Below are 26009 nucleotides of genomic sequence, written 5' to 3'. Positions count from 1 at the left end.
TTTGTTTGCCTTGTGTTTCTGCACTTATAAAAGATCCACTTGAACTTTAGAATCTTCATCCAAATCTGAAAGTTCTCCAGATTCTAAAATTTCTTTCTGTTGTGCTTGGATCAGCTCTTCATCTATAGTCTGAAGAGTCTGTGTTTCTGCCAAATCTCGATTTGCTTGCTCAATTCGTTCTTGTAATTCAGCTAATTCTTCCGGTGAGAATTGGCGCGTAACATCCACTTCTTCCTCTAGCTCGACTTTTTCTCCAAGCGCTTCTTCAACTACCATTTTAAAGGCTTCATCACTGGTTTGGAGATAGGCAGCAGTTGGGCGAAGAATATCTTCCCAATCTTGAGAATCAACAATACTTAGCTGACTTTCAATCGTCGATTTGAGGCGCTGATGAAAGACACGTGTTTTATTTTTCAATTCTTCTGTCTCAACAGCTACTCTTTTGGCGTTATCTGTAGCCTGACGAAGAATATCATTTGCCTTATACTTGGCTCTATCTAATAAACGTTGCGCATCTTGCTCTGCTTGCTGCACAATATTTCCTGAACGTTCTTGTGCAGCCTGTTTGACCCGCTCTGCTGTATCTTGTGCAATCAAAACAGATTGGCTGAGCGAGTCTTTCATTTCATCAAAATAAATTAGGCGCTCTTCAAGATTGCGGATTTTTGCTTCTTTCTCATGATTCTCGCGGATTAGCTCCTCATAATCATTGACAATGATATCAAGAAATTCTTCAACTTCATCAATATCATACCCTCTAAATTTGGTCGAAAAAGCTTTATCTCTAATATCTAATGATGTTAGTGCCATATTTCCTCCTTATTTGCTAGGTAATAATTCAACTGTTAGTTTATGCTTCCCGTTTTTGGAAAAACCATTTTCTGTTAAAATCTTAAATCTTCCATATTTCCTAACGCTAATCAAATCGCCCAAAGAGAGCTGTTGGCTAGGATTATCAATGGTTCTGTAGTTCTGCTTTACCTGCTTCCCCATGATTAGTTCCACAGCTTGACTACGTGATAACTTAAAGACTGTGGCTACCAGCTTATCCAATCTGAGACTAGAGGCCAAAACATCTGTTGTTTTAGTCGCTGGTGAGTCTTGTAACTGATCTCTGAAATCAACTCTTCTTAGCCGAACTGGAACTTTAGCTATTTTAGAAACATTCGTAATGAAATATTCTTCTAATCTTCTATCCACAAATACTTGTGCACGGTCATCCACGACGATGATATCGCCAAACGTCCGCCTCTCAATCCCTAGCTGATGCAAAAGGGTTCCCATAATTTGTGAATGAGTCACCTTATAGAACTTACTTGCATAGGTAATCTCTAGCAAGACCACATCGAAATCTTCGAGTTCTAATTGATAATAGGTAGGTGCAATCAATACTTTAGCAAACTCACTTGGAAAATAATCTGAACTAGAAAATACTTGCACATCATATTGCTTACTCAAATTTTTGAGAATATTGACCTGATGAGGATTCAAAAAAGCAGTCGTCTCATAGCTATATTGATTTTCTACTCTTTGAAGCAATTCCATGCTTTTATCCAGAAAATCTTGATCATCCTGAGAATAATGCTGATAGATATTGTTTACCATAGCAATAACAAGGAAGCAAGGAAATGGAGAAATAAGGTATCAAGCACTCTCAAGGCAAAAAGTGCCACCAGAACAGTAAAGTCTAATCTACCAAACTGCAAAGGTAACCTGCGGAATAAACGCAAAAATGGTTCAACCAGAGAACCGACAAGCCTTCCTAGGGCTGTTTGGTAAGCTCCAGGGAACCAAGACAAGAGTGCATAGATGAAGACGAGAAGGGAGTAAAGATCAATTAGATTAGAAACTAATTTTAAAATAAAGTAAATCATTAATTATCTGCTGCGTTTCATATCAAAATCGTATTCACTCAGATCCACATCGTTTGGAAGGCGAATATCTTCTACATTGACGACAACATTGATTGGAGTGAGCAAGTACATGGTACTAGCAACTTTTCTCAAGTTCCCAGCCAAAACATAGCGCGCCCCATCAAGATAATCCAAGCAACGTCTCGCTTGTACCTCTGTCATATATTGAAAATCAATTAAGATACTCTCATTCGCCACAAGTAAATCAACAACCTCTGTTGCTTCCTCATATTTTTTCGGATAGCGAACATCAATCGTAACCTTCTCACTAGATTTCACTCGATGCTGAGCCAGTTCTTGTTGGCGAGCATGCAATCTAGTAATATTTTCCGTTGCAGGCTTTTGTTGGACTTGTGAAGAAGCTGAACGAGTACGTGCGTTTTCCTTTGCTGATGCAGCCGGAACTGGCTCGATCTCTGCAGGCTTCAAAACAGAATCAGATTCATCTAAAGGCTGTACTGGTAAGTCAGACTTTTCTCCATCTTCTGTAAAGTATTCTATAAATTTATCAAATTTATCTTTAAATGACATAGTTCTTTCCTATTTAAAAAATGCTGTTCCGATTCTGACATAGGTTGAGCCGTTGGCAATCGCTTCTGGATAATCACGGCTCATTCCCATACTCAAATCAGAAAAGGGCATGTTTTTTAACTGTTTGCTTTGTAAGTTTAATTGAAGCTGATGTGCCTCTGAAAAAATCTGATTCAGCTCTTGATGATCAGCTTCGAGTGGAGCCATGGTCATCAGGCCAACAATGCAAATGTTTTCTAAGGCTGCAAGCTCTGGTAAAACACTATCTAGTTCTTCAACTAAAAAACCATGCTTGCTTTCTTCTTTTGAAATATTCACTTGCAAGAAACAATTAATCACATGATCTGCTCGCTTGTTGATTTCTTGAGCCAATTTGACAGAGTCTAAAGCATGGAAATAATCAACATAGTTGATCACATCTTTTACTTTCCTTCTCTGCAAACTACCAATCAAATGCCAAGTAAGGTTTTCTTCCTTTAAAGCATGATATTTTTCAAGAAACTTATCTACTCGATTTTCTCCAATATGTTTGATTCCTGTATCCACGAGTTTTTTCGCTGTTTCACAGTCAACATACTTGGTAACCGCAATAATGTTTACGGAGTCCTTCAATCGATTTTCTTTTTCAACTATTTGAGCAACATTTTGAAAAATTAAATCTTTATTTACTTGAAAATCCATTTAATTAGCGATTTCTAAAGAATGGCGGTGTTTCAAGTTCGTCATCCTCTTCCTTGATATCGGTAAAGCGCTCTACACGACTAGAAGGCACAGGTTCTGCTTGACGAACAATTGATTCACGGCGTAAATCCCAGTCTCCAAAGGCTGAAGCTCTAGAAGTTTCTACAGTTGAGCGATGAGAAGGAGCTGGCATTTCTCTTGTTTCTGCCATATCGAAGTTTCGATCATAATGAGCAGATGCTTGTGCTGAGCGTACTTGCTCAGCTCGGCTCGCAGGTTTAACGCCTTGCAATCCACTTACCTTATCAACCTTATCCTCTTTAACACCTGTTGCAACAACAGTCACACGGATTTCATCCTTCATAGATTCATCAATAGAAGTACCAAGCCAGATGTTAACACCATGACCAGCTGCCTGATTAACGATTTCAGAAGCTTCTTCCGCTTCAATCAAAGTCATATCTAGGCCACCAGTAACGTTGACGATCACGTCTTCTGCACCGTCAATAGTTGTCTCAAGAAGTGGAGAGTAGATAGCTTTGCGAGCTGCTTCGATAACACGTTCTTCACCGCTTCCGATACCGATCCCCATCAAAGCATTACCTTTATTTTCCATAACAGTCTTCACGTCTGCAAAGTCAAGGTTAATCAAGCCGGGGCTAGTAATCAAGTCAGTGATACCTTGAACCCCTTGGCGGAGAACGTTATCAGCTTCACTCAAGGCTTCCAAAAGCGGAGTCTTCTTATCAACGATTTCCAAAAGGTTGTTATTTGAAATGATCAAAAGAGTATCTACATGTTCACGCAGTTCATTGATTCCTTCAACGGCAAAATTACCACGCTTGCTTCCTTCAAATCCAAATGGACGAGTTACAACTGCTACAGTTAGGGCGCCTACTGATTTAGCAATGCGAGCAATAACTGGTGCAGCACCTGTACCAGAACCACCACCCATACCAGCAGTGATAAAGACCATGTCTGCTCCTTGAAGGGCTTCAGTCAAAACTTCTTCGCTTTCTTCAGCTGCTTTACGACCAACCTCAGGTTGACCTCCAGCACCCAGACCACGAGTCAACTTAGGACCAAGCTGGATAACTGTTTCTGCTTTTGCACTGCTAAGTGCTTGCACATCTGTATTTGCTGCGATAAATTCTACGCCAGCAAGACCTTCATCGATCATTCGGTTAATAGCGTTTCCGCCGCCACCGCCGACACCAATTACTTTAATGACTGCACCTTGTGCTGCAGCCGCATCAAATGAAAATGTCATAATCTATTTATTCTCCTTACTCAAACATATTACCAATTAAATTGCGCATCTTATCTGTAAGACTAGCTTTTGGTTCCTCTTGTGGTTCTTCATTTCTAAGCGGTGCAATTTCTGGTTCCACCTCTTGAACTGGTTGAACTGGTTCAACCGGCTGATGATCAAAGCGAGGTACTCTATGACTTGGACGTTCAAAGCTAGTTGCTTGATGACGCAACTGCTCGTCTCCACGAACAGCAGCTTGTGCAATTCGATCCACTTCGGTCAGATTGCCAGCATACTCTGAAAGACTAATCACGTGGGCAAAAGCTGGATTACGGATACCGATTTGATTTGGTACATATAATTTAGCGTGAACGCCAAATACTTCCTGAGCTAATTCTACAACGCCAGGCAAGATTGCTCCACCACCAACGATTACAATACCACCAGGAAGATCTAACACGTGTCTTCTATCTAAATCTTGCTTGATTTGTTCAAAAACATGTTTGATACGAGCAGAGATGATTTCAGCTAGATAGGTTTCTGTGATTTCAACTGGATTAACTTCCCCGATAACTTCAACTGGGAAAGATTCTGTGCCTGCAAATGGTACATAAGCTACACCATAGTTAAACTTCAAGCTTTCTGCCAATTTCTGAGAAGTTTTCAAGACTTTTGAAATGTCTTTTGTGACATAGTCGCCGCCTTCTTGATAGATATTGGTAAATTGTAATTCTTGATTTTTTACAGAAGCAACTGTAGTTTGTCCGCCACCCATATCAATGACTGTCGCGCCAAACTCCCGTTCTCCTTCGTTCAAGATGGATTTTGTCATCGCTAAAGGAGAAATGATAATATTCTCCAATTTCACTCCTGCACGCTCCACTGTTTTACGGAGATTATGCAGGATTGTACGAGGACCAGTGTAAAGTAGGCCGCGCATTTCTAGGCGAATCCCCATCATACCACGAGGATCACGGATCCCTTGGAAGCCATCAACAACAAACTCTTCTGGAATGAAGGTAATTACTTCACGGTCAGGAGTCATGCTCTTGGTCAAGGCAGATCTTACAACGCTCTCGACATCTTCATCGGTAATTTCTTTGGAGTCACTAGTCACAGGAATCATTCCTTGAGTTGGCTCAATTTGCAGTAGATTTGCAGGCAAGCCAACATTCACTAGTCCAATTGAAATCCCCGCTTTTTCTTCTGCTTGAGAAATTGCTGACTTAATAGCCGCTGCTGCTGCTTCAATATCGACAATAATCCCATCTTTAACGCCAGCACTCTTTGCATTGCTGACTCCAATAACATTCATTTCACCGTTGATGTGCTCTGCCACCAACACTTTAATTGTGCTACTTCCTATATCTAATCCAGTAAAAAAGCCATCTCTAGCCATTACATCAGTCCTCTCTGTCTTCCACGTTTCCATTCTAATACAAATAACTCTAGAAAATAGGGTTATCCAAACTTTATTATATCATAAAAATACGAAATTGGCGCAGTTTTTTATCTATAATAATTAGTTATTTTCAGAAATCTCTGGCTTTTCTGCCTGAGATTGAGCAGAATGCTCGGTAGATTGCTCTGCATGTTGAGTTGAAGATTCTGTATCTTGCACATCGTTACTAGCCTCATGGATAACTTCATTTTCTGTGCCTTGCGCATAGCTAAAAATACCAGCCTCCATATCGACCACGCTTGGCACTTCCAACTGAGGATGAATTCCTTCATAGTAGGGAAGTTTCTTAGCAATATGAGAAATAGGAACTAAAATTTGGTGTTCATCAAACATGGTAATAGTCACTAAATCCTCTGTCACCTTGCTAGGAGTTAAATCAACTTTTCTAATGCTCTTTTTGACTGAATCGGGAACATTCTTCAGTTGTTGAACAAACTCCTTGATCAAGCCTGCATCCGAAAAGGTCACATCCATCCGCTCTTCGGGCAAGGCATCAGCTGCAACCTCATTTTTTACGTATTCTCCACTCGTTAAAATAGGATAATACTTAGAATCTTTCTGCAAATAACCTAAAATGCCATATTCCTGAACATCGATTTTGAAAGTCAGCGGAAATTGATAGGTCATATCTACATTTTCAATCCAGGGGCTAGAAGCTTTCAGATTTTGCTCATAATGATGGCGATTTTTGTAAACAGTAACAGTATAATCGCGCTGATCGATTTTACTACTTCTTTTTAGTTCCTCCTGACTCACAACCTTGTTTCCTGTAAATTCAATGGTCTTCATAGTTGCAAGTGGCGTGAGGAAATAAAGGGACGCTAAAAAGATTAGGGAACTTGTCACTAAAACTGGCAAAGCCCGATACCAATGGATTCTCTCAATTGGAACCTTCGGAGGCTCAAGCTGATCTACTTCTTCCTCTTGCTCTTCTTGTTCTTGGACTTCCTCTTGCTCCTCACCTTCAGTTTCAGAATCTTGCACTTCAGTTTCTTCTTCACTTGTAGGAGAGTCTGTGTCAGTTTCTTCGGAGACTGTATGCTCTTCGTTAGAAGGCTCTTGATTTTCAAGCTTTGCCTTCATTTCTTCTTTTTTCTTCTCTAGCTCAGCTTGTTTCTGCTCTAACTCTGCTTGCTTCTTTGCCTTTTCTTGAGCTTTTTTCTCAAGATACTCTTTATTTCTGACTTGCCATTCAGAGAGAGAAAGTTGAGCATCTTTTTGCTTATCTTCCTTGCTTTTTTTCATATTTTCCCTTTGTTAATATTTTGCTTTAAAATTTCATAAAATTCATCTACTGATGTTAGTTCAGGCGCTTCTTCCATTCGTTGATAGTAGGCAGCCTTTTCCCTCAGTAAATCATCCACTGCTACTTGGAGATTGACCCGATTCAAGTTTTCTTCATTGATTTTAAGCGCATAGCCTTTTTCCAAGAAGTAGTTGGCATTTTCAATCTGATCTCCTCGACTTGCCCCCAGCCCTAAAGGTACAATCACTTGCAACTTCTTCATCGCCAGTAATTCAAAGATGGTATTAGAACCGCCTCGTGTCACGATGACATCTGCCATAGCCATCAGTGGCTGATACAGATCTGTCACATAGGACACCCGGTAGATACGGTGGGAAAGCTCATCCAAACTAGCATCGCCTGTCAGATTGATAATATTATATTTTTCAATCAAGCGATCCTTATTTTTTGTAATAAAATCATTGAAAACTTTCGCGCCTCCTGAGCCACCGACAAAGAGCAAGGTAGGTTTTCCTTCTGTGAAATGAGCCTTGATTTTCTCAATCTCAGCTGGTTCTGTTTGAGGGAGAGTAGCAATCTTGGTCACCGCTCCAACATGTTCAGCCTTGCTCAGTCCTTCAGCTTGCTCAAAAGTCGTGAACATCTTTGTCGCGCATTTATAACCGATTTTATTGGCCAAACCAAGCGACAAATCAGACTCATGGATAAAGACTGGAACGCCGGTCACCTTCGCCGCAATCACTGGCGGAACAGACACAAAGCCTCCTTTTGAAAATAGGGCTTTGGGACGGACTTTTAACATGATGCCCAGCGACTGGAGAATGCCGCCTGCCACTTTAAAAACATCCCAAAGATTCTGCCAAGAAAAATAGCGACGGAGCTTGCCAGTTGCAATCGAATGGAAAACAATAGGTAGTCCTGATTTTTGAATTTCCTTGTACTCAATCCCATGGCGGTCACCGATATAATGGACTTCCCAGCCCTCTTCGATAAATTTAGGCATCAGCAAAAGATTGAGGGTTACATGGCCAACTGTCCCTCCGCCTGTAAATACTATTTTTTTCATTTTATCCCTTTAATTCTTTAAACACTGCAAGGAATTCATCGCCCCGCACTTCAAAATTCTTATACATATCCCAGCTGGCATTGGCTGGACTGAGAAGGACAATATCCCCAGGCTCCGCCACAGAAAAGGCTTTGCGAGTAGCATCTCTGATATCTGAAGCGTCCAGATAGCTTACTTCTGCCTGATCCGCAGCCCGCTTAACACGCGCAGCCGATTCTCCCAGAATCACCATCTTTTTCAATCCCTTGATATCTGGCACCAATTCATCAAATTCATTGCCACGATCCAGGCCACCAGCAATCAAAATGACCTTGCTATTGTCAAAGCCTGACAAAGCTTTTTGTGTCGCTAAGATATTAGTTGATTTACTGTCATTGTAAAATTTGACTTGATTGATTTCGCCCACATACTGGAGCCGATGCTTGACACCACCAAAATGAGCCAAGGTTTCTTTAATAACTTGATTGTCAATCCCGCGCAGTTTAGCGACAGCAATGGTTGCTAGAGCATTTTCTACATTATGGCTACCAGGCACGCCTAGTTCAGAAGCTTTCATAATGGCTTCCCCACGGAAAGTCAGCACATCGCCGTCCAAGTAGGCTCCATCGACTTGTTCTTGGGTTGAAAAAGGAATCACCTGGGCTGCCGTTTTCTTAGCCAATTCTTTCGCCAAATCTTGATTGAAATTCAAAACGACATAGTCAGAAGCCGTCATATTTTTTTGGATATTCCACTTGGCCGCCACATAATCTTCAAAAGAGCCGTGATAGTCCAGATGTGTTGGCATCAGATTGGTAATCACCGCTATTTCTGGATGGAAGGCTTCGATTCCCATTAGTTGGAAGGAAGAAAGTTCCATGACCAAAGTGTCTGTTTTACCCGCATCTTGAGCAACTTGACTAGCTGGAAATCCGATATTCCCAGACAAAAGACCATTTTGACCACCTGCTGTTAGCACTTCCGCAATCATGGTCGTGGTCGTGGTTTTTCCATTTGAGCCGGTAATGCCGATAATCGGCGCATCTGAAATCAGATAAGCCAGCTCCACTTCGGTAATGACAGGAATCTGCTTTTCCAAAGCCCTCATGACCATAGGATTATTGTAAGGAATGCCCGGATTTTTCACCATCCATTCAAAATCTTCATCCAATAACTCCAATGGATGACCACCTGTCACGACCTTAATTCCTTCTTCAAGTAAAGATTGGGCAGCTGGATTTTCCTCGAAAGGTTTCCCATCATTAACCGTCACAATCGCTCCCAATTTATCCAAAAGACGGGCAGCTGACTCCCCTGATTTAGCTAAACCCAACACCAAAACTTTCTTATTGGCAAATTTTGAAATAGTCTTCATCATGTACCTCTTCATTCATACTACCTTCTATTTTACCTTTTTTTGCGAAAATAAAAAAGTCATATCAGGCTTTTATTTTAACTGTTAACAGCTTTTAATAAATAAGAAGAAATGTTATTCTCTTTGAAATCTTTGAAAAACCCTTTTATACAAGTAAAAACTATCCAAAACATTTAATTGCCAGTGTCTTATCAAACCTGACCTACTCACTGATGGTCAACAGCATTCAAAAAAATTAAGCCTTCTCTAAATGAAAAACATCGGTATCTGTATTATCTTTCTACTCAGTCAAAACCACCATCGAAGAATCTCGCTTTAGATAAACAAAAGGAACTAGGCCACCAAAAGTCTACACGACCTTTGGAATCCTAATCCCTTCCTTATAGTTTATGAGTTTAAAGTTTTTTTGATTTCTGAGATGGTACTAGACGCTCGATGTCCATCAAGGCCCACACTGTTATAATAATCAAAAAGATACTCACAAATAATTCTCCAGGCAATTTAAAAATTTGAAAAATTGCCAAAGCAAGCAAAATGATCAAGGCAACCAGCAAAAGTACAAATGTCAAGACATTCAGCGTTCCCTTAATACTAGTTGGAATGGCAAATACATAGAAAAGCAGGATTAATATTCCAATAATCAGGTAAATCATGCCGCTCCTTTCTACCACCAGTCAACTCAATGATTTATTCTGCTGCTTGTTTTTTCTTGTTTTTATTAGCTTTTTCGCGCTCTGCCTTGTTGAGGATTTGCTTACGCAAACGGATTGACTCAGGCGTTACTTCCATGTACTCATCATCGTTCAAGAACTCGAGTGACTCTTCAAGGGTCAAGATACGAGGTGTCTTGATAACCGCTGTTTGGTCCTTGGTAGCTGAACGAACGTTGGTCATTTGTTTAGCCTTAGTGATGTTAACTGTCAAGTCATTCTCACGAGAATTCTCACCGATGATCATTCCTTCATAAACCTCAGTACCTGGGTTAACAAAGATGGTTCCACGTTCTTCAATCGACATAATAGAGTAAGTTGTAGCCTTACCAGCATCGATGGAAACAAGGGCACCACGGTGACGGCCTCCGATTTCACCAGGGATAACTGGCAGATATTGTTCAAAGGTATGGTTCATGATACCGTAACCACGAGTCATTGACAAGAACTCAGTTGAGTATCCGATCAGACCACGCGCTGGAACAAGGAAGACTAAACGAGTTTGACCGTTACCAGTTGAAATCATATCCAACATTTCACCCTTGCGTTCAGAAAGGCTTTGGATTACAGAACCTTGGTATTCTTCTGGAGTATCGATTTGAACACGTTCAAATGGCTCACATTTAACACCATCAATCTCTTTTACGATAACTTCTGGACGAGATACTTGAAGTTCATAGCCCTCACGACGCATGGTTTCGATCAGGATTGACAAGTGCAATTCTCCACGACCTGAAACTGTCCACTTATCTGGTGAATCTGTTGGATCAACACGAAGGGAAACGTCTGTTTGTAGCTCAGCCTGCAAACGTTCTTCCACTTTACGAGACGTTACCCATTTCCCTTCACGACCTGCAAATGGTGAGTTGTTTACCAAGAAAGTCATTTGAAGGGTTGGTTCATCGATGTGAAGGATTGGAAGTGGTTCAATAGCATCCGTTGGCGTAATAGTTTCACCAACAAAGATATCTTCCATACCAGATACGGCAATCAAGTCACCTGCTTTGGCTTCTTGGATCTCACGACGTTCCAAACCAAAGAAACCGAAGAGTTTTGTAACACGGAAGTTTTTAGTTGTGCCGTCTAGTTTAGAAAGAGTGACTTGGTCCCCAACTTTCACACTACCACGGAAGATACGTCCGATACCGATACGACCTACGAAGTCATTGTAGTCCAAGAGTGATACCTGGAACTGCAAAGGCTCATCTGAGTTATCGACTGGAGCTGGGATATGGTCGATGATGGTATCAAAGATTGGTGCCATTGTTTTTTCTTGATCAGCTGGATTGTCTGACAAGGAAGAAGTTCCGTTAATCGCTGAAGCATAAACAACTGGGAAATCAAGCTGGTCATCATCTGCACCAAGCTCGATGAAGAGTTCCAAGACTTCGTCCACTACTTCTGCTGGGCGAGCAGATGGTTTATCGATTTTGTTGACAACCACAATTGGGACAAGGTCTTGTTCCAAGGCTTTTTTCAATACGAAACGAGTTTGTGGCATAGTTCCTTCGTAGGCATCTACGACCAAAACAACACCGTCAACCATTTTCATGATACGCTCAACTTCTCCACCGAAGTCCGCGTGTCCTGGCGTATCCATGATGTTGATACGTGTTCCGTTGTAGGCAACTGCTGTATTTTTAGCAAGGATGGTAATACCGCGCTCTTTTTCGATATCGTTTGAGTCCATAGCGCGCTCTGCCAATTCAGTACGAGCGTCAAGAGTTTCAGATTGCTTTAATAATTCGTCAACGAGGGTTGTTTTACCGTGGTCAACGTGGGCGATAATCGCAATGTTACGGATATCTTCTCTTAATTTTGTCATGATTTCCTCTAAATCTTATTATTTATTTCCAACTAAAAATTATAACACAGTTTTTTCCAAAAAACACGGGCTAACCAAGTGTAAATGTTTTCATAGGCAAATCGTAAACTGTAGCTATTTTTGCAATTTTACTTCCGAAAGTGTATGATAAAAAGAAAAAAAGAATCGATCCAAACCTTTGAAAGGAAAACTCATGCGACTTGATAAATTCTTAGCCCTAGCTAAGATTAGCCGGAAAGAGATGAAACAAAAACTGCGACTAAGGCAGATTGTAATTGACGGTCAAGCAGCTCGCTCTCTCAGTCAAAATGTCGATAGTGGCCTCCAGTCCATTAGCCTGGCTGGTAAAGCTTTAAACCACCTAGCCCACCATTATTTTCTGTTGAACAAGCCCGCCGGTACTGTCACTGCCAATTCTGACTCGGATAAGATGACTGTCCTAGATCTAATTGCCCCAGAAGATTTTAAGGACCAGCTTTACGCCATCGGCCGTTTGGATCGCGATACACGGGGGCTGCTTCTGATTACAGATAATGGGCCACTGGGATTTCAACTCCTCCATCCACAATACCATATCGCAAAGATCTACTATGTCGAAGTCAACGGCCCTCTTGACCAAGAAGCCATAGTTGCTTTTCAGCAAGGCATTGTTTTTCTGGATGGCACTCGTTGCAAGCCCGCCCAACTTCAGATTCACACGACTAGCCTCGAACACTCCACCGCCTCAGTTACCATTTCTGAAGGAAAATTTCATCAGGTCAAGAAAATGTTTCTAGCAGTTGGTGTCAAGGTCACCTATCTCAAACGCACTCATTTCGGTGATTTTCAGCTGGATCCCAATCTAACAGAAGGCAGTTATCGACCGCTGAATCCTTCCGAACTCGAGATTATCAAAGGCTATTTGGAACAAACTTGGTAAAACAAAAAGGCTTATTCAAGCCTTTTTATTATTTATTACATAAATCCATTCATAGTCAGAAGAAATCCTGCAATCCAGTTGATGATAGAAATTACAATACCAACGATATTCAGAATTCTTTCTGTTTTATAATCTAATTGAGTCTCTTTTTGGTGATAATTACTCAAAACCAGACTGATAATACCTAGAATAAGACCATCTATTGGTTTTGTATAGATATTTCTACAAAGAATCAGCTTGTCTTTACCTTACCAGTCCAAGAATCAAGGCCGTAAGACAGAATATAAATATCACTAAAACCTTGCTTTTTCAAGTAGATTGCCGCATTGGTCACACGTTGTCCACGACTATTTTCATAAAGAAGAACTGGTTTGTCTTTGCGAAGTGCATTGATACTAGACTTGAGCTGTTGAGACGGAATATTGCGCGCGCCCAAGATATGCTTGCGATGGAAATCCGATGAATCACGCAGGTCAATCAATTGCCCCTGACGAATCAAAGCTTCAAACTCACTGTTATCTACTATCTTAGCTGCACGACGAATACGGAAATAATTGAAGCCCATCCAAGCCAACATTCCCAGCAAAATTGCCCATAAAATCCAAGTTCCCATTCTAGTTTCTCCCTTTATCTTCTAAATACTTCAACTCTGCTTGATGCTCTCTGCGTAGGACAGCCTCAGCCTCTAGATAATCAAGCTTATCCATCAGGCCGGCATCGTAAATCCGTTCCAACTCAATTTTCATCATTTCAATATCATAAAGACGCTTGCCCATATAGATAATGATTCCGAAATTTTTAAGAAATTGCTGCACATCATAGAGTGTTTTCATGAGCTATATTTTATCAGATTTTAGCAGAGTTTTCAAGATAGCAAAACAGAAAAGACAGCCATGGAGACTGCCTTTTCAGGAGATTATTATGAAAAAGAAAAGTTTAGGAGTTCTATCAAACAAAGTTAGGAGGTCTTCATTTGATAATCTTAGTATAAAGGAAGAAGCTTAAACAATCCTTAAGAAAAAAACAGAGAGTGGGACAGAAATCGGTCATTCGTTAGAATTCGATTTCATCGTCCCACCTCCGCACAGTTGAGTAGGGCTGTAAAAGCTGATGAAATCAGCGTAGTAGAGCCCACTCAACCACTGCGTCTTGCTCGACAATCCAAAGACAATTAAGAGGCTAGGACTTTTGTCCCAGCCTCTTAAACATCATTTTACAAACCTGGTGCTTGGCCAAGCTCAGCTGTCAACATCCAGATCGTCTTTTCAAGGTCTGCCTTAGCACCAACGAAGATGTCATTGGTTACATCGTCGCCTTCTTCATCCGTTACATCCATAGCTTCTTGGTAAAGATCTGTCAGATAACGGAAGATTTCAATCACGCGCTCCAAGCTTTCTTCAACATTCTTGCTGAATTCGCCAGCCTTTTCCTCAATTTTGCTGTGTTGGATAAACTCTGTCAGAGTTGAATAAGGCTTGCCACCTAGAGTAATCAAGCGTTCGCTAACTTCATCCAAGGTTTCATCAATTGTATCCATGTATTCGTCCATTTTTGGATGCCATACCATGAAGCCTGCACCACGCATATACCAGTGAACTTGGTGAAGAGCAATACGAGCTGTATAAAGATCTGAAACCACTTGGTTAAGAACTGCTTTTGTTTTTGGTAAAGAATTTTGGTTAGTGAAAGTTGCTACGTCTGCTGCAGCGCCATGTTTTACTTGAGTCATAATGATACCTCTCTTTTTTATTTGTAATCATTCTAATCTTTATTGATTATGTTTTAATTATAATGCTTCTAATTAAGAAAGTCAAGCCTTAAAACTCAAAATTTTACTTTATTAGAAAAGTTGTAAAATTTCAAAATTTTTCTGCTCAAAATCACGAATAAACAAGTATGATTCATCTATACTTTTTTCTAGTTGGAACGGTTCTAGCCTCCTTTCTTGGCTTAGTCATTGACCGCTTCCCTGCACAGTCCATCATCTCTCCAAGCAGCCACTGTGACAACTGCAAGCAGATACTCAAAGCACGGGATTTGGTCCCTATCCTGTCTCAGTTGCTTAACGGCTTCCATTGCCGTTTCTGCAAGATCCGCCTTCCTATCTGGTATGCTGCTTTTGAGTTAGTGCTGGGCTTGCTTTTTCTAAGCTGGAGTTTAGGCTATCTTCCGCTAGCCCAGCTCTTACTGCTAACTATGGGCTTGACCTTGGCCATCTACGATCAGCGCGAGCAAGAATACCCCCTTCTGGTCTGGCTAATCTTTCAGTTTTTGCTGATGGCGACAGCGGGCATCAATCCGCTCATGCTCTTCTTTTTAACCTTGGGACTTCTAGCCTTCTTTTTTAATCTTCGTATTGGAGCTGGCGACTTTCTCTTTCTAGCTTCCTGCTCTGCTATTTTCAGCCTAACAGAGATTCTCATTCTTATCCAAATAGCTAGCTTCTCTGGCCTCGCCTGTTTCTGCTTTAAAAAGAAAAAAGACAGGCTAGCTTTTGTGCCTTGTCTTTTGTTTGGTGTGGTAGTTCTTATTTCTTATAAGCTGCTGCTTGGATAAAGGCTGCTATACCGGCATCCTTTTCATGAAGAGCTTTGACAATCTTAGATCCGACAATGACTCCATCTGAGACTTGATTGAAGCGGTCAACATCCTCTAAAGTCGAAACTCCAAAGCCCGTCAGCACTGGAATCTCTGCAATATCACGGAGTTTGCTCAAATGCTGGTCCAAATCATTGCGGTAACTTCCGCTCTTACCTGTCACACCGTTGATGGCTACAGCATAGATAAAACCTTCAGCTTCCTTGACCAGCTCCTGCTGACGTTCTAGACCAGTCGTCAGGCTCACTAAAGGAACTAGAGCGATATCTGAATCTTCCAGCAGAGGCAGGATAAAGTCCCTATGCTCGTAGGGCAGATCCGGAATAATCAAACCTTTAACCGGTGTCCTAGCTAAATCCTTGACAAAATCTTTGAGACCGTATTGGAAGATAGGATTGAAGTAGGTCATGATGATGAGAGGCAGCTGAGTGTCCAAATTCTGCAAGCTTGCGACTAAAGACTTGGCCGAAGTATGGTGGCTCAGACTTCTCAGACCGGCTTCTTCAATAACTGGCCCATCTGCAACAGGGTCTGAAAATGGCAGGCCGATTTCAACGGCTGACACGCCCAAGTTTTCCAAAAATGCGATAGTTTCTGCTAATCCCGCTAAACCTTTCTCGTGATCACCAGCCATAATATAGGGAAGGAAAATCCCCTTACCTGCTTTTTTGATGGCTTCTAAATGCTGAGTGAGTGTTTTAGTCATGGGCACCTCCTTTTTGAGCCGCTTCTCTTTCCAAGCGTTCCTTTACCTGAACGACATCCTTATCACCACGGCCGGATAGGCAGACGATCATTGATTTATCTGGCCCCAACTCCTTAGCCAGCTTAACTGCGTAAGCAATAGCGTGGCTAGACTCTAGAGCAGGGATAATCCCTTCGATACGAGACAGGAGCTGGAAGGCTTCCAAGGCTTCTTCGTCTGTGACTGGCACATAAGTGGCACGTTTGATAGCATTAAAATGAGAATGTTCAGGACCGATGCCCGGATAGTCTAGCCCGGCAGAGATAGAGAAAGCTTCCAGAATCTGCCCTTGCTCATCCTGCAGGACATCCATCAAGGCACCGTGCAAAACACCTGGCCGGCCCTTGGTTAAGGTCGCAGCGTGTTCATCTGTATCGATGCCTCGCCCAGCCGCTTCTGTTCCATACATGGCAACTGTGCTATCGTCTACAAAGGGATAAAAGAGCCCAATAGCATTGGAACCCCCGCCAACGCAGGCCACTAAAGCATCGGGTAAGGCACCTGCATTTTGCTCAGCAAACTGGCGCTTGGCCTCACGCCCAATCACGCTCTGATAGTCGCGGACAATCTCTGGGAAAGGATGGGGACCCAAAGCTGACCCCATAATATAGTGAGTATCATCGACCTGAGCCACCCAAGCTCGCAAGGCTGCATTGACTGCATCCTTGAGGACTCGAGAACCATCAGTCACAGACTCTACCTTAGCTCCTAAAAGTTCCATCCGAAAGACATTGAGGGCTTGGCGCTTGACGTCTTCTTCGCCCATGTAGATAGTACAATCCATGTTGAAAAGGGCTGCAGCTGTGGCTGTAGCTACTCCATGCTGACCCGCACCAGTCTCGGCAATAATTTTCTTCTTGCCCATTCGCTTGGCTAACAGGACCTGGCCTAGAGCATTATTTATTTTATGGGCACCAGTATGATTGAGGTCTTCCCGCTTCAGATAAATCTTAGCACCGCCAGCATAGGCTGTCAGATTTTTTGCAAAATAGAGAGGATTTTCCCGCCCTACATACTGCTTCAGCAACTCGTCCAGCTCAGCCTGAAAGGCTGGGTCTTTTTTACTCTCACGGTAGGCTTTGTCCAATTCCAAAACTGCTGTCATCAGCGTTTCGGGAACAAATCGCCCGCCAAACTCACCATAAAATCCTTCTTGATTGGGTTGATTATATGCCATTTTTCACTCTTTCTATAAATTCTGTTATCTTTTGTAAATCCTTCTGGCCATCCGTCTCGACCCCGCTTGAGACATCAACTGCGTAAGGGGCAAAGTGCTGAATAGCTTCTCGGACATTTCCTGCATTCAAACCACCGGCGATAAAGAAGGGCTGGTGGATTTGATTCTTGTCAAAAGCTTGCCAGTCAAAGGTCTGACCACTACCAGCAAGAGGAGCATCAAAGAGTAGATAGTCCGCTTGTTGGCTGACCCCCTTTAACTCACCCTTGACCTGATACGCTCGAATAACCGGCCGGCCAACCTGAGTCAGGAGTTCTTCATCAAAATCGCCATGAATCTGCACCAAATCCAGATTTGCCACTGAAATAGCTTCCTCTAGCTCCGACAAGCTCGGAGAGACGAAAACTCCTACCTTTCGGACAGCAGGCGGCACCAAGGCAGCTAGCTTCTGAGCTTGCTCCAAACTGACCCTCCGACGGCTCTCAGCAAAGACAAAGCCAATGTAATCTGCACCAGCCTGGCATGCCGTTTCCACAGCGCTGGCCGTTGACAAGCCGCAAATCTTAACCTTTGTCAATTTTCAGCTCCTTGATTTTTTCTGCCACATCCTCAGCCTGCATCAGGGCTGTTCCGACTAAAATCGCATGGAAATAAGGAGCTACTGGCTCAGCATCTTCCCTGCTGAAAATAGCGGATTCTGATACGTAAACCCTGTCATCTTTGAAATGGGCAGACAACTGGAGACTAGTATTGATATCTGTCTCAAAAGTGACTAGATTGCGGTTATTGACACCGATTATCTGTGCTCCTATTCTATGGGCAATTTCCAGCTCCGCCAGATTATGGGTTTCGACCAGAACTTCCAAGCCTAAACTCGTCGCAAAATCATAGAGCTCTTGCAGCCGCTTTTCAGGCAAGGCAGCCACAATCAGAAGAATAACTGTCGCTCCGGCATTGCGGGCACGAACAATCTGTTTTTCATCAATGATAAAGTCTTTATTGAGGGTTGGAATGGTCACTTGACTGGAAATCTCTCTCAGGTAATCCAGATGTCCTTTGAAGAAAATCTCATCTGTCAGAACCGAAATCATAGCTGCACCGCATCGTTCATAGGTGTGAGCCTGCTCCACTATATCCACAGCAAGATTTATATCTCCCAGACTGGGGCTAGCTTTTTTGACCTCAGCAATCAGCTGCAGCTCTTGAGGATGACTTTTGAGATAGTCATAGAGGGAATAGGTCGAGCGCAGAGGTTGCAGCTCTTCATAGGACATGGCCGCCACTTCCTGCTCTTTTTGCTTTAGAATGGTCGGGAGAAATTCTTTGCTCATTTCTGATACTCCTGTAGTTGCTTGAGTTTTTCATAGGCTGCGCCACTGGCGATCACTTGGCGAGCCAAAGATATTCCTTCTTCGATACTGTCTGATTTCCCATTGGCAAAGAAGCCTAGACCTGCGTTCAGAACTGTCATTTCCAAATAAGGGCTGGCTTGATTTTGCAGGACAGATACTAGAATATCTGCATTTTCTTTGGCATTGCCTCCACGAATTGCTTCAAGAGGAATTTCTTCCATGCCAATGTCTGATGGTAGAAAGCTGTGCAGGCTAATCTCCCCATCTGCCAGCAGCGCATACTGGGTACGACCATGAAGACCGGCCTCGTCCAGACCATCTGGACCCGACACGACCACTGCACGTTTACGCCCCATGTTTTTCAAAACCTCTGCCGTGCTCTCCAGCATATCTGGCCGACTGGTGCCCAAAAGCTGGGTTTCTAGAGCCATAGGATGGATGAGCGGTCCAGTCAGGTTCATGATAGTGGGAACACCTAGACTGAGACGAGCTGGCATGATATATTTCATAGCTGGATGAAGGTTTTTAGCAAAAAGAAAGACTATCCCCGTCTGATCAAAGATCTTACCCAAGCTGGCTGTATCCATGTTTAGGTTAATCCCCAAAGCTTCTAAAACATCAGCTGAGCCTGATTTAGAGGTAATGGATCTATTGCCGTGCTTAGCCATCTTGATCCCACCACCTGCTAATACGAAGGCCGCTGTGGTCGAAACATTGAAACTAAATGATCTGTCACCACCAGTTCCACAATTGTCCATGGCTGTGCGGATTGTAGTAGGGATCTGCGGAGTATGGCCTCGCATAGCCTGAGCTAAAGCCGTCCGTTCCTCTACTGTTTCCCCTTTCATCTTGAGAGCTAGCAAAAAGGCCGCAATTTGTGTTTCCGTTACTCTTCTAGTAACGATGCGCTCTAGCACATCTGACACTTCCGAGCTACTTAAATCCTTAAAATCAGCTAGTTTTGCAATAATTTCTTTCATAATTCTTCCCCTATTTTACTAAGTCGATGAAATTTTTGATGGACGACAAGCCGTCTGGCGTGCCAATACTTTCTGGATGATACTGAAAACCATAAATGGGCAGGCGCTTATGCTGAATAGCCATGATCGAGTTGTCATCAACTGCCCGAGCCGTCACTTCAAAGTCCTCTGGCATCTCCTCAATCAAAATCGAATGATAACGCATGACTGGCCGTCCATCTTCTATCCCTTGATAGATAGGAGATTTTTCCTCAAAGCGCAGAATACTTTGCTTGCCGTGCATGACTTTGGGAGCCAAACCTAGCTTTCCGCCAAATACTTCTGCAATGGCTTGGTGCCCCAAGCAAATCCCCAAAATCGGCTTCTTACCAGCAAAATCGCGAATAAGTTCTTCCATCCGTCCTGCATCTGCTGGCCAACCTGGACCCGGAGACAGCACCAAGGCATCCGCTTCTTCTGCCGCTTGATAAAGCCCTGCATCATCATTTCTCAAAACCTTGACTTCTGCGAAATTGCCGATATACTGGGCTAGATTGTAAGTAAAAGAATCATAATTATCAATCAATAAAATCATTGCATCTCTCCTATCTTGGTCATTGATTTGGCCTTATTGATGGTTTCTTGGTATTCATTAGTAGGGATCGAATCATAAACAATACCCGCTCCAGCTTGAACGTAAGCTTTGCCATTTTTCAAAATCATGGTCCGGATAGCAATGGCAAAATCCATATCCCCTGTCACAGACAGATAGCCGATAGCCCCCGCATAAACGCCACGTTTTTCCTGCTCCAGCTCATAAATGCGTTTCATAGCTCGAATCTTAGGCGCGCCCGAGACGGTACCAGCCGGCAAGGTTGACTTGAGCGCATCCATAGCTGTCAGTTGGGGCAGAAGCTGACCACGAACTACACTGGTCAGGTGCATGACATAGCGGAAATACTCCACTTCCATGTACTTAGTGACTTCCACGCTGTTATTTTGAGCAATTTTACCGATATCATTACGCCCCAAATCAACTAACATGCGGTGCTCCGCCACTTCCTTCTCGTCAGCCAGTAACTCCTCTGCCAAGGCTTTATCTTCTCTTTCATCCTTCCCGCGCGGTCTGGTCCCAGCGATAGGATTGGTCGTGACCTGACCCTGCTTGACAGACACCAGACTTTCCGGGCTGGCTCCGATAATCTGATAATCCCCGAAATCATAAAAGTAGAGATAGTTGGAAGGGTTGGTCACGCGCAGATTGCGATAGTAATCCAGCGGTCTACCAGAATACTCTGCTGAAAAACGCTGACTGAGTACACATTGGAACATGTCGCCCTGCCGAATCAAGCTACGCGCTTCTTCCACCATTTTTTCAAAAGCTGTCTGCTCGATATGACTCTGGAAGTTCAAACTGGACAGTTCCAGCGGTGAAAATTCATCTGCCGCTGGCTGCGCCAGCTCAGTCATGATACGCTCCAGACTAGCAGCCAAATCAGCTTCGCTTCTATCACTGTAGAGTGCCTCCTCAAGGATATAGACCTTGTCTTTTTTATGGTCAAAAACCATGTAACTCTCATAGACGAAAAAGTGCATATCCGGCGTCCCAATCACATCAGCTGGAATCTGGCCAATCTCCTCATAGAGGGAAATCATATCATAACCGACAAAACCGATGGCTCCACCGCCAAAAGGCAGGTCTGAATGATGATCTTTTTTTACTGCCAACTCATGCAGATAGTCCAATGGATCTGCCTCAATTACTTGCCCATTCTTTGTTAGCTGGCCATTTTCATAGCGAACTTCAAAGACTGGATTATAAGCTAGGATAGAAAAGCGGGCTGTCTCGCTATCTCTCGGAATACTTTCCAAAATCACCTTGTGGTCGCCCTGAATCCGCATATAAGCCAGAATCGGCGATAAAATATCAGCTGGTAAAATCTTTTGCATAATGTTTCTTTCTATTTAATTGGAAGCGTTTAAAGAGGAGCGATCTGCTAGCCATGACCGCATTTCACAAGAACAGATAGCACCTGTCCACGGTCATAACTTGCTCTAAAACTACAGAAAACGCCCACACAGTTCATCCTGTGAGGGCGTGTCATCGCGGTGCCACCTCAGTTATGGAGTTTTCATGCTCCACATCTCATTTACTTATTTACAGTCATTTAGATCCCTTTTAGTAGAAGACAGCATACTGGCTTATGGCAAAGTAAACTAACAAAGTGATAAAAGTTCAACTAAAGGACTAAATGTTGACTCCAGCAGCCCATTTCATAACTTCTCCTGCCTGTTTACAGCAACCACAGACTCTCTGAAAGGAGGGATGTTACTACTCTTCTGCTGGGTATTTTATTTTCGTTTTTCTAGATAGTCGGCAACGGCTGCCACATCCTTGTCTCCACGACCGGATACGTTGATAACAATGATTTGGTCAGATGACAATTTTGGAGCTCTCTTAATCGCTTCAGCAATGGCATGAGAGCTTTCGATTGCCGGCAAAATTCCTTCCTTTTGTGTCAAGAGAAGCAAGGCATCCACAGCTTCATCATCTATCGCGGCTACGTATTCTACTCGGCCAGAATCTTTAAAGAAAGCATGTTCGGGACCAACTCCAGGATAGTCCAAGCCTGCCGAAATGGAGTAAACCGGTGCCACCTGACCATCTTCAGCAAAGACAGCGTAGGTCTTCATACCATCCACTACTCCGACGCTTCCCTTGGTCATGGTCGCCGCATGCTGGTCTGTGTCAAGACCCCGTCCAGCCGCTTCAACACCAACCAACTTGACTTCTTCATCCGCCACATACTGGGAGAAGGCACCGATAGCATTGGAGCCACCGCCTACGCAGGCAATAACATAGTCCGGCAAGCGGCCTTCCTTGTCCAAAATCTGACGGCGTGATTCTTCACTGATCACCTTTTGGAACTCATGGACAATGGTCGGATAAGGGTGAGGACCGACAGCAGAACCCAAAACATAGAATGCTTCCAAATCATTCATCCAAGCCCCAAAGGCCGCATCCACAGCATCTTTGAGTGTTTTGGTTCCTGTTTCCACAGCGTGAACAGTCGCACCCATCATTTCCATACGGAAAACATTGAGCCGCTGGCGTTCTACATCCTCTGCACCCATGTAGACATCGCACTTCATACCAAACTTAGCTGCGGCTGCCGCAGTTGCCACACCATGCTGGCCAGCTCCAGTTTCAGCGATGACTCGGGTCTTGCCCATGCGCTTAGCTAGAAGAATCTGCCCCAAAACATTGTTGAGCTTATGCGAGCCCAGATGATTAAGATCTTCCCGCTTCAGATAAATCTTAGCTCCACCCAGATGCTGGGTCAGACTTTCTGCAAAGTAGAGCGGAGTTTCCCGTCCTGAATAATCTGCCAAATAATGTCGGTATTCCTTTAAAAATTCTGGGTCATCCTTGTACTTCTCAAAAGTCGCTTCCAATTCATCCAGCAAGGCCTGGATAGGCTCTGGTACAAAGGAGCCGCCGAATTGTCCAAAATATCCTTTAGTTTCTGTCATCTTAATTGCCTCATTTCTTTATTTTCAAGCAAAACAAAAGCCCACACACAGAAAAACTCTGTGTGAGGGCGTAAAATCGCGGTGCCACCTCAATTATGGAAAAAGTATAGACTGCCTCCATATCTCTGCCTTGTCTAACAACAAGTCGCACTGTAAGGTGTGCTCACCGAATTTTTATTGTTTCAAATTCATTTTTTTGCATCAGCCCACTTCATAACCTTCCACTACCTGTTTCCACCAACCACAGGCTCCCTGAAAGTAGAAAAATTATTACTTTTCTGATGATTGTCTAAAATTATAAAGCTTCTAAAGTCTTTTGTCAAGAGAAAAAACAGAAAAAGAATCATTTTTTATAAAAAATTCCATAAAATCCGAACATTTCCTTGGCTAATCCATCTTGAAAGCGTCCTCTTAATGATTTTTCCAGATTTTCTGACCAAGCTGAAATGCCCGCCAAGCTAGATAACCACCCAAAGTATTGGTCCAGAGATCATCAATCTCAAAGACTCGGTTGGCGTTGATAAGAAGATCCAGCAGAATCTGAGTCATTTCGATGGACAAGCTCATCCCAAAGCTCAGCCAGACAACTTTCTTGGTACTCCGCAGTTTAGGAAAGAGCCAAAGCAATTGAAAAATCAATGGAGATAGCAAAAAGATATTGGCCAAATTTTGGACAAAAACCTTGACCAGCTGGATCCAAGAAGTAATTTCACCAATATTGACAAAGGAGTTAAAAGGAACCAAGAGAACTACTACTCGGCCAAAGTACTGGATTCCCGGCGTTTCCATTCCTGGCTCTGGAACCTGAGGAATAAAGCACAGAACGCAAAGCATCAAGAAATAGAGCCAGCTTCCCCCTACCAGCAATTTCCGCCCTTTGGCTGTTAGCTCACCGTCTGAAGTCAGATAGTTCTTAAGGCTGAACATTTTCTACCAATGCTTTCTCGCGATCACGCTTCATAGTATTAGAACGCAGCTGGCCGCAGGCTGCATCAATATCTGTACCATGTTCCTGACGAACCACACAGTTGACTCCATTTTTCTTGAGGGTATCGTAGAAGGCCATCACGCGCTCTTTGGGACTGCGGCTATATTGGTCGTGCTCGCTAACGGGGTTGTAAGGAATGAGATTGACATAAGACAGTTTCTTAATGTTCTTGAGCAACTCAGCCAGTTCCTTGGCCTGCTCTACCCCGTCATTGACTTCATTGAGCATGATGTATTCAAAGGTCACCCGGCGGTTGGTGGTTTCGATATAATATTCAATGGCTGCAAAGAGCTTCTCAATCGGAAAGGCACGGTTGATTTTCATGATACTAGAACGTAGTTCATTGTTAGGTGCGTGCAGTGAAACAGCCAGATTGACCTGCACGCCTTCATTGGCAAAGTCGCGAATCTTATGAGCCAGACCTGAAGTTGAAACCGTGATATGGCGGGCACCGATGGCCAGACCTTTATCATCATTGACCGTCCGGACAAACTTCAAGACATTCTTATAATTATCGAAAGGCTCGCCGATTCCCATAACCACGATGTGGCTGACCCGCTCGTCCTGACCACGCTCGTCAAAATACTTCTGCACCAGCATAATCTGCGCAACAATCTCACCATTATTAAGGTCGCGTTGCTTTTTTATCAAGCCAGAAGCACAGAAGGTACAGCCAATATTGCAGCCAACTTGGGTGGTCACACAGACAGAAAGTCCATAGTGCTGGCGCATGAGTACGGTCTCAATCAGCATACCATCCGGCAGCTCAAAGAGGTACTTGACCGTACCGTCAGCAGACTCTTGGACAATACGCTGTTTAAGCGGATTAACAACAAACTGATCATTGAGCTTGGCAATCAGTTCCTTGGACAGGTTGGTCATCTCCTCAAACGACTGGACACGCTTGCGGTAGAGCCACTCCCAAATCTGGCTAGCACGGAATTTCTTTTCTCCCTGAGCTTCCGCCCATTCAATCATTTCTTCTCGCGTTAAGCTATAAATCGATGGTTTCATGTTTCTCCTTTATTTCTGACGAATGACAAAATGGCGCTGCGATTGGCTAGATGCTACTTGCTTTGCCTGTTTGCCTTGTTTCTGTTGTTTGTTCTTATTTGCCTTTGGACGATGTTTTTGCTGATCGTCCTTCGTTTTTTTAGAGCCACGTTCCCTAGAAATTTCTGGATGTTTTTTGCCATCCGATTTTCTCTTATGGTGGGATTTTTTGTCAAAGGCGGCCCGTCTTGGCTGAGCATTTTCCAAAACAAAATAGGCGCAGCCATAATTACAATACTCTAGCAAATAGTCTTGCAAACGGCTGATTTTCTCTGCATTTTCCTTGGCTTTCTCATCCCGATAAAAACCGCGCAATCGCAACTGTTCATTACCCCAATCGCCGACAATATAGTCAAATTTATTCAGAATTTCTGAAAAGCGTTGGTGAAAGGCCGTCAAGTCAAAGGCCTCTTTATAATTCTCCACCAATTCAAACTCAAATTTTTCTGCAACTATCTTGCTGCCCATTTGCTTAAATTCTGGGCCGGGGAATTTATTGTAATTATACAACTCAGGTGAAATCTCTTTACGCATACCTATCCTTTGTCATTCATCTATCTTACTTCATATTATTTTATCACAAAAAAAGGGGAATTTATATTTTTTCAGAAGAAAAAGATCTTTCTGTAAAAAGTCAGACGATT

At 43.0% G+C, this 26009-nt stretch carries 28 protein-coding genes, 1 pseudogene and 1 other annotated feature; of the genes and pseudogenes, 2 read left to right on the top strand and 27 right to left on the bottom strand.

Features of this window, described 5'->3' with window-relative positions; translation table 11 throughout:
* Positions 1 to 24: 24 nt before the first annotated feature.
* The 12 genes from FZ941_RS05935 to typA all read right to left on the bottom strand — a co-directional run bounded on the left by FZ941_RS05935 (position 25) and on the right by typA (position 12040).
* Entirely contained in the window at positions 25 to 810 is a 786-nt protein-coding gene (locus FZ941_RS05935) for a DivIVA domain-containing protein (RefSeq protein ID WP_148887199.1), read from the bottom strand.
* Positions 811 to 819: 9 nt separating this feature from the next.
* Positions 820 to 1605: an RNA-binding protein gene (locus FZ941_RS05930; protein ID WP_148887198.1), complete on the bottom strand. Its 786-nt coding sequence runs from the start codon at positions 1603 to 1605 to the stop codon at positions 820 to 822.
* On the bottom strand, positions 1599 to 1874 hold the full coding sequence (locus tag FZ941_RS05925; protein WP_005590800.1) for a YggT family protein: 276 nt from the start codon (positions 1872 to 1874) through the stop codon (positions 1599 to 1601). Before FZ941_RS05925 ends, FZ941_RS05930 begins: the two co-directional genes overlap by 7 nt.
* A gap of 3 nt (positions 1875 to 1877) precedes the next feature.
* The gene (locus FZ941_RS05920) at positions 1878 to 2444 is read right to left on the bottom strand and encodes a cell division protein SepF (RefSeq protein WP_148887197.1); all 567 of its coding nucleotides are present in this window, start codon (positions 2442 to 2444) and stop codon (positions 1878 to 1880) included.
* A gap of 9 nt (positions 2445 to 2453) precedes the next feature.
* A complete protein-coding gene (locus FZ941_RS05915; protein ID WP_005590802.1) occupies positions 2454 to 3125 on the bottom strand; it encodes a YggS family pyridoxal phosphate-dependent enzyme in 672 nt (223 codons plus the stop codon).
* 4 nt (positions 3126 to 3129) lie between these two features.
* Positions 3130 to 4395: a cell division protein FtsZ gene (gene ftsZ, locus FZ941_RS05910; RefSeq protein ID WP_148887196.1), complete on the bottom strand. Its 1266-nt coding sequence runs from the start codon at positions 4393 to 4395 to the stop codon at positions 3130 to 3132.
* Positions 4396 to 4411: 16 nt separating this feature from the next.
* The gene (gene ftsA, locus FZ941_RS05905) at positions 4412 to 5776 is read right to left on the bottom strand and encodes a cell division protein FtsA (protein WP_005592428.1); all 1365 of its coding nucleotides are present in this window, start codon (positions 5774 to 5776) and stop codon (positions 4412 to 4414) included.
* A gap of 123 nt (positions 5777 to 5899) precedes the next feature.
* Positions 5900 to 7084 (bottom strand): cell division protein FtsQ/DivIB, encoded by a 1185-nt coding sequence (locus tag FZ941_RS05900; RefSeq protein WP_148887195.1) that lies wholly within the window; start codon positions 7082 to 7084, stop codon positions 5900 to 5902.
* Positions 7081 to 8151 (bottom strand): UDP-N-acetylglucosamine--N-acetylmuramyl-(pentapeptide) pyrophosphoryl-undecaprenol N-acetylglucosamine transferase, encoded by a 1071-nt coding sequence (locus tag FZ941_RS05895; protein WP_148887194.1) that lies wholly within the window; start codon positions 8149 to 8151, stop codon positions 7081 to 7083. The genes FZ941_RS05900 and FZ941_RS05895 overlap by 4 nt, the downstream gene beginning before the upstream one ends.
* Position 8152: 1 nt before the next feature.
* Positions 8153 to 9505, bottom strand: a complete 1353-nt coding sequence (murD, locus tag FZ941_RS05890; RefSeq protein ID WP_148887226.1) for a UDP-N-acetylmuramoyl-L-alanine--D-glutamate ligase — start codon at positions 9503 to 9505, stop codon at positions 8153 to 8155.
* A 395-nt stretch (positions 9506 to 9900) separates the two neighbouring features.
* Positions 9901 to 10158, bottom strand: a complete 258-nt coding sequence (locus FZ941_RS05885) for a DUF3165 family protein (RefSeq protein ID WP_148887193.1) — start codon at positions 10156 to 10158, stop codon at positions 9901 to 9903.
* Between the two features lie 34 nt (positions 10159 to 10192).
* Positions 10193 to 12040, bottom strand: coding sequence for a translational GTPase TypA (gene typA, locus FZ941_RS05880; RefSeq protein ID WP_148887192.1), 1848 nt, complete (start codon positions 12038 to 12040; stop codon positions 10193 to 10195).
* A gap of 193 nt (positions 12041 to 12233) precedes the next feature.
* Here typA and FZ941_RS05875 point away from each other — a divergent pair, with 193 nt between their 5' ends.
* Positions 12234 to 12959, top strand: coding sequence for a 16S rRNA pseudouridine(516) synthase (locus FZ941_RS05875; protein WP_148887191.1), 726 nt, complete (start codon positions 12234 to 12236; stop codon positions 12957 to 12959).
* A gap of 35 nt (positions 12960 to 12994) precedes the next feature.
* Here FZ941_RS05875 and FZ941_RS10760 read toward each other — a convergent pair.
* From FZ941_RS10760 to FZ941_RS05855, 4 genes and pseudogenes are all read right to left on the bottom strand, one after another.
* Positions 12995 to 13165: pseudogene (locus tag FZ941_RS10760) on the bottom strand (DUF4190 domain-containing protein); the annotation flags it as partial.
* A 26-nt stretch (positions 13166 to 13191) separates the two neighbouring features.
* Positions 13192 to 13572 (bottom strand): rhodanese-like domain-containing protein, encoded by a 381-nt coding sequence (locus FZ941_RS05865; protein WP_148887190.1) that lies wholly within the window; start codon positions 13570 to 13572, stop codon positions 13192 to 13194.
* 1 nt (position 13573) lies between these two features.
* Positions 13574 to 13792 (bottom strand): YqgQ family protein, encoded by a 219-nt coding sequence (locus tag FZ941_RS05860; RefSeq protein ID WP_015605510.1) that lies wholly within the window; start codon positions 13790 to 13792, stop codon positions 13574 to 13576.
* Between the two features lie 380 nt (positions 13793 to 14172).
* Positions 14173 to 14688: a DNA starvation/stationary phase protection protein gene (locus FZ941_RS05855; protein ID WP_015605512.1), complete on the bottom strand. Its 516-nt coding sequence runs from the start codon at positions 14686 to 14688 to the stop codon at positions 14173 to 14175.
* 167 nt (positions 14689 to 14855) lie between these two features.
* Between FZ941_RS05855 and FZ941_RS05850 the strand changes: the two genes are divergently transcribed.
* The gene (locus tag FZ941_RS05850) at positions 14856 to 15515 is read left to right on the top strand and encodes an A24 family peptidase (RefSeq protein ID WP_148887189.1); all 660 of its coding nucleotides are present in this window, start codon (positions 14856 to 14858) and stop codon (positions 15513 to 15515) included.
* Here the strand turns inward: FZ941_RS05850 and trpA are convergent.
* The 11 genes from trpA to FZ941_RS05795 all read right to left on the bottom strand — a co-directional run bounded on the left by trpA (position 15487) and on the right by FZ941_RS05795 (position 25899).
* On the bottom strand, positions 15487 to 16263 hold the full coding sequence (gene trpA, locus FZ941_RS05845; RefSeq protein WP_148887188.1) for a tryptophan synthase subunit alpha: 777 nt from the start codon (positions 16261 to 16263) through the stop codon (positions 15487 to 15489). The genes FZ941_RS05850 and trpA overlap by 29 nt on opposite strands.
* Positions 16256 to 17479 (bottom strand): tryptophan synthase subunit beta, encoded by a 1224-nt coding sequence (gene trpB / locus FZ941_RS05840; protein ID WP_061411086.1) that lies wholly within the window; start codon positions 17477 to 17479, stop codon positions 16256 to 16258. Before trpB (FZ941_RS05840) ends, trpA begins: the two co-directional genes overlap by 8 nt.
* Positions 17469 to 18056 (bottom strand): phosphoribosylanthranilate isomerase, encoded by a 588-nt coding sequence (locus FZ941_RS05835; protein ID WP_148887187.1) that lies wholly within the window; start codon positions 18054 to 18056, stop codon positions 17469 to 17471. The genes trpB (FZ941_RS05840) and FZ941_RS05835 overlap by 11 nt, the downstream gene beginning before the upstream one ends.
* Positions 18043 to 18810, bottom strand: coding sequence for an indole-3-glycerol phosphate synthase TrpC (gene trpC / locus FZ941_RS05830; protein WP_148887186.1), 768 nt, complete (start codon positions 18808 to 18810; stop codon positions 18043 to 18045). Before trpC ends, FZ941_RS05835 begins: the two co-directional genes overlap by 14 nt.
* A complete protein-coding gene (gene trpD / locus FZ941_RS05825; protein WP_148887185.1) occupies positions 18807 to 19811 on the bottom strand; it encodes an anthranilate phosphoribosyltransferase in 1005 nt (334 codons plus the stop codon). Before trpD ends, trpC begins: the two co-directional genes overlap by 4 nt.
* Positions 19812 to 19821: 10 nt before the next feature.
* Complete coding sequence (locus FZ941_RS05820; protein ID WP_148887184.1) at positions 19822 to 20385, bottom strand: aminodeoxychorismate/anthranilate synthase component II; 564 nt, start codon at positions 20383 to 20385, stop codon at positions 19822 to 19824.
* Complete coding sequence (gene trpE / locus FZ941_RS05815; RefSeq protein WP_148887183.1) at positions 20382 to 21740, bottom strand: anthranilate synthase component I; 1359 nt, start codon at positions 21738 to 21740, stop codon at positions 20382 to 20384. The genes FZ941_RS05820 and trpE overlap by 4 nt, the downstream gene beginning before the upstream one ends.
* A 402-nt stretch (positions 21741 to 22142) precedes the next feature.
* The gene (gene trpB / locus FZ941_RS05810) at positions 22143 to 23324 is read right to left on the bottom strand and encodes a tryptophan synthase subunit beta (protein WP_148887182.1); all 1182 of its coding nucleotides are present in this window, start codon (positions 23322 to 23324) and stop codon (positions 22143 to 22145) included.
* 61 nt (positions 23325 to 23385) lie between these two features.
* Positions 23386 to 23623 (bottom strand) — a binding site (T-box leader).
* A gap of 112 nt (positions 23624 to 23735) precedes the next feature.
* Positions 23736 to 24251: a VanZ family protein gene (locus FZ941_RS05805; RefSeq protein ID WP_148887181.1), complete on the bottom strand. Its 516-nt coding sequence runs from the start codon at positions 24249 to 24251 to the stop codon at positions 23736 to 23738.
* Positions 24238 to 25326, bottom strand: coding sequence for a 23S rRNA (adenine(2503)-C(2))-methyltransferase RlmN (rlmN, locus tag FZ941_RS05800; protein ID WP_148887180.1), 1089 nt, complete (start codon positions 25324 to 25326; stop codon positions 24238 to 24240). The genes FZ941_RS05805 and rlmN overlap by 14 nt, the downstream gene beginning before the upstream one ends.
* Before the next feature lie 9 nt (positions 25327 to 25335).
* Positions 25336 to 25899 carry a YutD family protein gene (locus FZ941_RS05795; RefSeq protein ID WP_125382354.1) on the bottom strand — a complete coding sequence of 188 codons (564 nt, stop codon included), beginning with the start codon at positions 25897 to 25899 and terminating at the stop codon, positions 25336 to 25338.
* Between the last annotated feature and the right edge of the window lie 110 nt (positions 25900 to 26009).

The organism is Streptococcus sp. Marseille-P6264, from assembly GCF_902460355.1.
Taxonomy (GTDB): Bacteria; Bacillota; Bacilli; order Lactobacillales; family Streptococcaceae; genus Streptococcus.
Note: the sequence above shows the minus strand (reverse complement) of the source record. Positions and strands in the feature narration are given on the sequence as shown.

Coding starts and splice junctions, on each gene's coding strand:
- FZ941_RS05935 (WP_148887199.1), bottom strand. CDS start 810: ATGGCACTAACATCATTAGATATTAGAGATAAAGCTTTTTCGACCAAA.
- FZ941_RS05930 (WP_148887198.1), bottom strand. CDS start 1,605: ATGGTAAACAATATCTATCAGCATTATTCTCAGGATGATCAAGATTTT.
- FZ941_RS05925 (WP_005590800.1), bottom strand. CDS start 1,874: ATGATTTACTTTATTTTAAAATTAGTTTCTAATCTAATTGATCTTTAC.
- FZ941_RS05920 (WP_148887197.1), bottom strand. CDS start 2,444: ATGTCATTTAAAGATAAATTTGATAAATTTATAGAATACTTTACAGAA.
- FZ941_RS05915 (WP_005590802.1), bottom strand. CDS start 3,125: ATGGATTTTCAAGTAAATAAAGATTTAATTTTTCAAAATGTTGCTCAA.
- ftsZ (WP_148887196.1), bottom strand. CDS start 4,395: ATGACATTTTCATTTGATGCGGCTGCAGCACAAGGTGCAGTCATTAAA.
- ftsA (WP_005592428.1), bottom strand. CDS start 5,776: ATGGCTAGAGATGGCTTTTTTACTGGATTAGATATAGGAAGTAGCACA.
- FZ941_RS05900 (WP_148887195.1), bottom strand. CDS start 7,084: ATGAAAAAAAGCAAGGAAGATAAGCAAAAAGATGCTCAACTTTCTCTC.
- FZ941_RS05895 (WP_148887194.1), bottom strand. CDS start 8,151: ATGAAAAAAATAGTATTTACAGGCGGAGGGACAGTTGGCCATGTAACC.
- murD (WP_148887226.1), bottom strand. CDS start 9,505: ATGAAGACTATTTCAAAATTTGCCAATAAGAAAGTTTTGGTGTTGGGT.
- FZ941_RS05885 (WP_148887193.1), bottom strand. CDS start 10,158: ATGATTTACCTGATTATTGGAATATTAATCCTGCTTTTCTATGTATTT.
- typA (WP_148887192.1), bottom strand. CDS start 12,040: ATGACAAAATTAAGAGAAGATATCCGTAACATTGCGATTATCGCCCAC.
- FZ941_RS05875 (WP_148887191.1), top strand. CDS start 12,234: ATGCGACTTGATAAATTCTTAGCCCTAGCTAAGATTAGCCGGAAAGAG.
- FZ941_RS05865 (WP_148887190.1), bottom strand. CDS start 13,572: ATGGGAACTTGGATTTTATGGGCAATTTTGCTGGGAATGTTGGCTTGG.
- FZ941_RS05860 (WP_015605510.1), bottom strand. CDS start 13,792: ATGAAAACACTCTATGATGTGCAGCAATTTCTTAAAAATTTCGGAATC.
- FZ941_RS05855 (WP_015605512.1), bottom strand. CDS start 14,688: ATGACTCAAGTAAAACATGGCGCTGCAGCAGACGTAGCAACTTTCACT.
- FZ941_RS05850 (WP_148887189.1), top strand. CDS start 14,856: ATGATTCATCTATACTTTTTTCTAGTTGGAACGGTTCTAGCCTCCTTT.
- trpA (WP_148887188.1), bottom strand. CDS start 16,263: ATGACTAAAACACTCACTCAGCATTTAGAAGCCATCAAAAAAGCAGGT.
- trpB (WP_061411086.1), bottom strand. CDS start 17,479: ATGGCATATAATCAACCCAATCAAGAAGGATTTTATGGTGAGTTTGGC.
- trpC (WP_148887186.1), bottom strand. CDS start 18,810: ATGAGCAAAGAATTTCTCCCGACCATTCTAAAGCAAAAAGAGCAGGAA.
- trpD (WP_148887185.1), bottom strand. CDS start 19,811: ATGAAAGAAATTATTGCAAAACTAGCTGATTTTAAGGATTTAAGTAGC.
- FZ941_RS05820 (WP_148887184.1), bottom strand. CDS start 20,385: ATGATTTTATTGATTGATAATTATGATTCTTTTACTTACAATCTAGCC.
- trpE (WP_148887183.1), bottom strand. CDS start 21,740: ATGCAAAAGATTTTACCAGCTGATATTTTATCGCCGATTCTGGCTTAT.
- trpB (WP_148887182.1), bottom strand. CDS start 23,324: ATGACAGAAACTAAAGGATATTTTGGACAATTCGGCGGCTCCTTTGTA.
- FZ941_RS05805 (WP_148887181.1), bottom strand. CDS start 24,251: ATGTTCAGCCTTAAGAACTATCTGACTTCAGACGGTGAGCTAACAGCC.
- rlmN (WP_148887180.1), bottom strand. CDS start 25,326: ATGAAACCATCGATTTATAGCTTAACGCGAGAAGAAATGATTGAATGG.
- FZ941_RS05795 (WP_125382354.1), bottom strand. CDS start 25,899: ATGCGTAAAGAGATTTCACCTGAGTTGTATAATTACAATAAATTCCCC.